Genomic DNA, 6,250 nt, shown 5'->3' with positions numbered 1-6,250 from the left:
ACACCGTCTGGTCGGCGAAGTTCGAGCCGCTGTCCACCTTCCGCTTCCTGCGCGCCTACGGCAGGGAGGGCGGCTGGGCGACCCGGCACGACCAGCCCTTCCACGTACTGGGCTCCGACGCGGCCGGCGTCGTCGTACGGGTCGGCTCCGGCGTGCGACGCCGGCGGATCGGCGACCACGTGCTGGTGAACGCGGCCCGGGTGGACGACCAGGAGCCGGCCAACCAGGCGGACGGCATGCTCGGCGAGCACCAACTGGCCTGGGGGTACGAGACGAACTTCGGCGGGCTCGCCCACTACGCGGTGGCGCGGGCCAGCCAGCTCATCCCGAAGCCACCGCACCTGACATGGGAAGAGGCCGCGACGATCCCGGCCTGCGCGGGGACCGCGTACCGCATGCTGGTCAGCGACCGCGGGGCGCGGATGAAGCAGGGCGATGTCGTGCTGATCTGGGGCGCCTCCGGCGGGCTCGGCGCGTACGCGGTCCAGCTCGTCAGGAACGGCGGCGGGATCGCGGTGGGCGTCGTCGGTTCGGAGGAGAAGGCCGCGGCCGCACGGAAGTTGGGCTGCGACGTGGTCGTGAACCGGCGGGAGATCGGTGTCGGCGACGACGAAGGCGGCGATCCCGAGCTGACGTTGAAGGCGGGCCGGCGGCTCGGGCGGATCGTCCGGGACGCGGTGGGCGCGGACCCCGACATCGTGTTCGAGCACGTGGGCCAGTCGACGTTCGGCATATCGGTGTTCGTGGTCAAGCGCGGCGGCACCGTCGTCACCTGCGGGTCCAGCACCGGCTACCAGCACACCTTCGACAACCGCTACCTGTGGATGCGACTCAAGCGCGTCATCGGCAGCCACGTCGCCAACCTCCAGGAACAGGTCGAGTGCGCCCGCCTGTTCACGCTGGGCGGTCTCGTACCGGCGCTGTCCTCGCTGTTCCCGCTGGCCGAGGTCGGCGAGGCGACCCGCCTGGTGCAGCTCAACCGGCACATCGGCAAGGTCGGCGTGCTCTGCCTCGCGCCCCGACCCGGCCTCGGCGTCACCGCGCCCGCGCTGCGAGCCCGGATCGGCGAGGAATCCCTTACCCCGCTACGGGAGTTCGCGACCCACCCGACCACCGTGACCGACTGATTCCCTTTCACCATCCTTCCCCACCAACGGCCTTCACCACCTGCCTTCACCAACGGCCTTCACCACCCGCTTTCATCACCTGCGGCTACCGAGAGGAAAACCCATGACCGACCCCGCACAGGCCCTCCCCATGCCGGAGGCCGTCGGCAAGCTGTACGACCGGCTCACCCTCACCGCGCTGAACGACGGCACGTTCAACCCCAACATCCACATCGGCTTCTGGGACACCCCGGACTCCCAGGCCACCTTGGAGGAGGCGGTCGACCGGCTCACCGACGTACTCATCGAGCGGCTGCTGGTGGACGACACCGCCGAAGTCCTCGACGTGGGCTGCGGAGTCGGCGGCCCGGGACTGCGGGTGGCACAGCAGACCGGGGCCCGGGTCACCGGAATCAGCATCAGCCAGGAGCAGGTGAAGACGGCCAACCGGCTGGCCGAGGAGGCCGGGCTCGCCGACCGCGCCGTGTTCAAGCACGCCGACGCCATGCAACTCCCCTTCCCGGACGGCTCGTTCGACGCCGTGATGGCCCTGGAGTCGATCATCCACATGCCCGACCGGCAGCAGGTACTCACCGAGGCGGCACGGGTGTTGCGGCCGGGCGGGCGGCTGGTGCTGACCGACATCTTCGAGCGGGCACCGCACAAGGAGGTGCAGCACCCGTCGATCCAGAAGTTCTGCCGCAACTTCATGGTGACGCTCGCCGACGTCGACGACTACGTCGCCATGCTGCACCGGTCCGGCCTGCGGCTGCGCGGGCTGCTGGACATCACCGAGCACACCCAGCAGCGCACCTTCCAGGAACTGTCCCGCCCGGCCGCCGACGACAACCGCGCCGCGGCCCTGGGCCAGACCAACCTGCCGGACCTGTTCCAACCATCCGACATGCTGGGCGTGGACGAGTTCGGCTGCCTCCTGGTATCAGCGGTCCGCCCCTGACCCACCCTCACCCGCTGGGCCCAGCAAGCATGTTCCGCTCGGGCCCAGCCCTCTGACGGGATCACCCCGTACGAAGCAGCCGCTCGTACGCCGCAGTCTCGTCCGTCATGTGCCCTCCTTCCGTCCGGGCGGAACCTCGGGCAACGGCCTCACAGCTCCACGTCCGTGCGCTTGCGTTCCAGGACGGCAATCGGGCAGTTGAGCGCGTTGGCGATTTTTGCCAGATTGGCCGGTGTGGCGTTGCGTCAACCCGACTCGATCTCGCCCATGAGCTGCTCCGAGATGCCTGCCCGGTCGGCAAGCGCCCGCTTGGTCAGTCCCGCCTTTTTACGAGCCCAGGTGATTGCTTCCGGTTCATGGTCCAGTGTGCTCGGGCGCTTGCGCTTGCGGCCGCTTGTCGTCACTGCCCCCGGGGGGCCGGTCGGGCCATCCGGTGGGGGTGGGGGCGGCGTTGTACGTAATCTCATTGCAGTCGATTGCCTTTCGGTGGGACACGGCACGGGGCGCCCCCTGCGGGCGTCCGAGGGGCGGTGGCCTTTCCCTATCGGTCGTGGGTGATGGCGGTGGTCGGTACCTGGAGGGCGTTCGCGTAGCGGCGGATCGTGGCGGGGCCGGCTCCTACAAGCCCGCGCTCCAAGCGGGACAGGTGCCCCCGGTCGAGGCCGGTCAGCGTCTGCATGTCGCGCAGGCTCACCTTGAGAGCGGTGCGCAGGGCCCGCATGGCCGCACCGTTGGGTCGTAGGTGCGGGACAGCGCCCGCCGTCGGCGGGGTGCTCTGGGTCGGCATGGGCCTGGTCCTCGATGGGGTAGAGGGGTCTGGCGTTCGGTACGGAGGTCGTGCGGTGCTGCCCATTGCCCGGAACGGCAGCCATCGGGGGTGTCGCGGTGGTCAGGTCGTGGCTATACCGAGGCACACCAGGGCGACTTGTACGAGCAGCGCCCCGAACCCCGCGCAGGCCCAACGGTCATAGGGCGCGGGATCGGACCTGCGGCAGTGCGGGATCTCCCGGCAAGGGGCAGGCTGCGCCACACAACACCCGTGGCCAGGAACGCACAGCACGCGGCGGCCGCGGCCAAGCTCGCCATGCCCCGAAGCATGCCCGGCGGGGCGTACGTCACCCCGGCCCGGCAGAGCAGGGCGGGCACCAGCGAACCGGCTGCCCCCGCCAGGAGTCCGACCCGCGGGTGATCACGGGCGAACCGAACCGCCGCGTCCATCTCCGCGTCGCGCGCCGTCGGCCGCTCATAGGAACAGCAGTCCACGCAACGGGAGTTGACCCCGCACCGGACGCACAGGACCAGGACCGTGCCGCAGCCCTCGCACGGTTCGCCGACGTCCTGTCGTGGCTGGTGCGGATGCGGGTGCGGGTGCGGGCGCAGCGCCTGTAACGCACCCCCGCACGCTCACCGCGGCACCTCTGCGCCGTTCTCGGCGCACACGGCCCACAGCGTCTTTCCCGGCCCGTTCCGGTCGCTCACTCCCCACTGCCCGCCGGTCAGCGCGTCCACCAGAACCAGGCCGCGCCCGAACTCGTCTTCCGCCGACGCCTCCCGGCACTCCGGCTTGACGTCACTGGCGTCGTGCACCTCGATGCGCACCCCGCACGCGAGGCGTTCGAACCGCGTGGCGATCAGATTCCCGTACGGCGGGTGCGCGTGCGTGACCGCGTTGGTGACCAACTCGCTCACGATCACTTGGGCCCTGTCCGCGAGCTGAGGCAACCCCCAGGCGTCAAGGCGCTGGGCGAGGAACTGACGCGCCCTGCCCACCGAGACGGGCACCGGCGGCCACAACTTCTCGACAACGGAAGGACATTCCCCGGCCAGAACCGCCGGCACAGGCAGGGTCATGGCGAGACCCCCCGGAATGCGAACGGGTGGCGGTTACGCTCGTACATGTCTGCGCTCCCATGAAGCGTGGTCCATGCCCCCGGGCCGGTCGCACGGTCGCGGGGGTCTGTGTTGCTCTAGGCAACCGGGACGCTACGTACAGCGGTACCTTTGAGGCTCAGGGCGTTACTAAGTGCGCTAAGCGCAGGGAGTGGAAGCGGGGCACGCACATGGGCGACCGACAGCCGAGCGAGGGGCTGAGGCGACTGCACGCCGCTACGGGCTGGACGCTGCGGCAACACGCTAAATCACCCCGCCCATAAAGCTGTTCGCGGTGCCCGTGGGGGCCCGCAAACAGCCGCTCAGGGCGCCCCTTGACAGCGCCCGGCGCGCGGGGAACACATGCGCCCGAGCCCGTACGCATCCGCCCGGTCGGGACCATCCCCGCGGGCGCGGGGAACACTTGGCGCCACCAGCGTTGTTGCCGTGCTGCCAGGGTCCATCCCCGCGGGCGCGGGGAGCACACTTCTTGACCAGGGACTTTAGCGGCGGGCAGGGCTGGTTTTTGCAACTTTCGTCGAATCGGACATCACGCCTGGAACGGCACGTCCCGCCCTTCGTCCCGCAGGCATCGAAGCCGAACACCACGTCCCGGCTCGCCTTTGCACAGCTCAGCGCGCTACAAGCCGAACGAACTCCGTGCGTGGCAGGGCCTGTTCCGGGTGGCGATCTGGCGGCAGTCGACGGCTGTGCCGGCCATGGGCAGTGGTGGCTTCCGAGATACCCAGCAGCCCTTTGCCGGGGTGCTGTGCGACCTCGACAACGTGGTCTGCTGCTACGACATGTCTCCGCTGGCCGAGTTGGAACGTGCTGTGGGAGCGGCCGAGGGCACCACCGCAAGGGTGGCCTACGCCGCTGAAGTCGACGGGAGCCGTCGCTCTCGGGCCCGTACCACCGTCCGTGCACTCGTCGCGCTTCCTTCACCACCGATCGCACGCCTCCCCGGCGCGGGGAAGCCGCTGGATCGTGGCACTTGGACCCGCACGCCGTCGATGACCCGAGGAGTGACCGTGGGAGAGCGTCAACCGAAGTGCCACGCAAGGACGTTGAAAGGGGGGAGCTGCCAACGCCCCGCGAAGAAGGGCTCATCGCGCTGCCAGGACCATCAAGGTGAGTGGTCGGCGTACGAAGCGGAGAAGCGCCGGGCAGGCGGGAAGAAGGCCGCCAAGAAGAAGCGGTGACGCCCGTGCTCCGGCACATTGGCCATGCGCAGCCGCAGGCCGCGGCACCCCACGTCGTAGCGTCCCCACGTCATAACGCACCCACGTCGTAGGGGCGTAAGCATCGCGTCGTACGAAGCAGGCGGTCGTACGCCGGTCACCGTCCGCGGCGCGCGGGCGGTGGCCGGGCCCCCTGCGGGCGTCGTCTCCGTCGTATGACGGGCGTCACCGTCCCGTCACAGGCGCCGCACAGCGGAAACCCCCTCAGCCGTCCCGCTGTCCTCATGAGTGTCAGTCGACGCAAATGACCAGACCGTCGCTAGGGGAAACCATGAACCGCCGTACCGCGCTCGCCACCGTCGCCCTGGGTTCCGCCGCTCTGCTCCTCACCGCGTGCGGGTCGTCCCACTCCGCTTCGAGCGCGCCGGCGAACGGTGCCAAGGCATCCACCACCGCTGGTTCCGCCGCGGGTTCCACCACCGGGTCAACCGCTCCCACGAACACGGCGAACACGGCGAACCCGTCGGACAGCCCGGTCGCCGACGCGAAGGCGCCCGCCCCGAACACGGACGCGAACACGGACGCGGACGCGGACGCGAACACGAACACGAACACGGACGCGAAGGCGAACGTGCCCGCCGCCGCACCGGCCGCCCGGACCACGGGGGCGAAGCCGATCCGTACCCAGACCCTGGTGGACGGCAGCAAGGCCGAGATCTACAAGCTCGGCGACGAGCACTACCTCGCCAAGGTCATGGCGCACGGGCAGCTCTTCGTCACGCTGGAGACGCACGGCGAGGACGCCGGGCTCGACGCCAACGACATGTTCATCGAGCTCTCGCTGGACGGCACCATCCACTCCTGGATGGGCGGCGGGAAGCAGGGACCGGGCACCTTCAAGCTCGCGGGCGGTTGGACGGCCAAGGTCACGAAGATCGGCGAGCTCCGCTACCGCGCGCAGATCCTCGGCAACGACAACGAGGTGGACGCCACGGTGGAGACGAACCAGCACGACGTCGGGCTCGACGCCAACGGTATCTACATCGTGCTCAGCGACGGCGGCATCATCAGCGCCCACGCGTAGCCGCCCACCCGGCTGTGGCGGTGGAACGGTCGGCGGTGGAGCCACCCCCGAC

At 69.9% G+C, this 6,250-nt stretch carries 6 protein-coding genes; 4 read left to right on the top strand and 2 right to left on the bottom strand.

The window, feature by feature from the left end:
- Both ccrA and AC13HU_RS29580 read left to right on the top strand, forming a co-directional pair.
- The coding region (gene ccrA / locus AC13HU_RS29585; protein ID WP_483045039.1) for a crotonyl-CoA carboxylase/reductase at positions 1 to 1,127 on the top strand (1,127 nt) is incomplete at its 5' end.
- Positions 1,128 to 1,230: 103 nt separating this feature from the next.
- Positions 1,231 to 2,064, top strand: coding sequence for a methyltransferase domain-containing protein (locus AC13HU_RS29580; RefSeq protein WP_483045038.1), 834 nt, complete (start codon positions 1,231 to 1,233; stop codon positions 2,062 to 2,064).
- Positions 2,065 to 2,605: 541 nt separating this feature from the next.
- Here AC13HU_RS29580 and AC13HU_RS29575 read toward each other — a convergent pair.
- Complete coding sequence (locus AC13HU_RS29575) at positions 2,606 to 2,851, bottom strand: helix-turn-helix domain-containing protein (RefSeq protein ID WP_483045037.1); 246 nt, start codon at positions 2,849 to 2,851, stop codon at positions 2,606 to 2,608.
- 252 nt (positions 2,852 to 3,103) lie between these two features.
- Between AC13HU_RS29575 and AC13HU_RS29570 the strand changes: the two genes are divergently transcribed.
- The gene (locus tag AC13HU_RS29570; protein WP_483045036.1) at positions 3,104 to 3,253 is read left to right on the top strand and encodes a hypothetical protein; all 150 of its coding nucleotides are present in this window, start codon (positions 3,104 to 3,106) and stop codon (positions 3,251 to 3,253) included.
- A gap of 215 nt (positions 3,254 to 3,468) precedes the next feature.
- Here the strand turns inward: AC13HU_RS29570 and AC13HU_RS29565 are convergent, their stop codons facing one another.
- Entirely contained in the window at positions 3,469 to 3,915 is a 447-nt protein-coding gene (locus AC13HU_RS29565; RefSeq protein WP_483045035.1) for an ATP-binding protein, read from the bottom strand.
- A 1,530-nt stretch (positions 3,916 to 5,445) separates the two neighbouring features.
- On the opposite strand from AC13HU_RS29565, the gene AC13HU_RS29560 reads away from it, so the two are divergent.
- Positions 5,446 to 6,198, top strand: coding sequence for a hypothetical protein (locus AC13HU_RS29560; protein ID WP_483045034.1), 753 nt, complete (start codon positions 5,446 to 5,448; stop codon positions 6,196 to 6,198).
- Positions 6,199 to 6,250: the final 52 nt, after the last annotated feature.

The organism is Streptomyces sp. NH27 (assembly GCF_056859195.1).
Note: the sequence above shows the minus strand (reverse complement) of the source record. Positions and strands in the feature narration are given on the sequence as shown.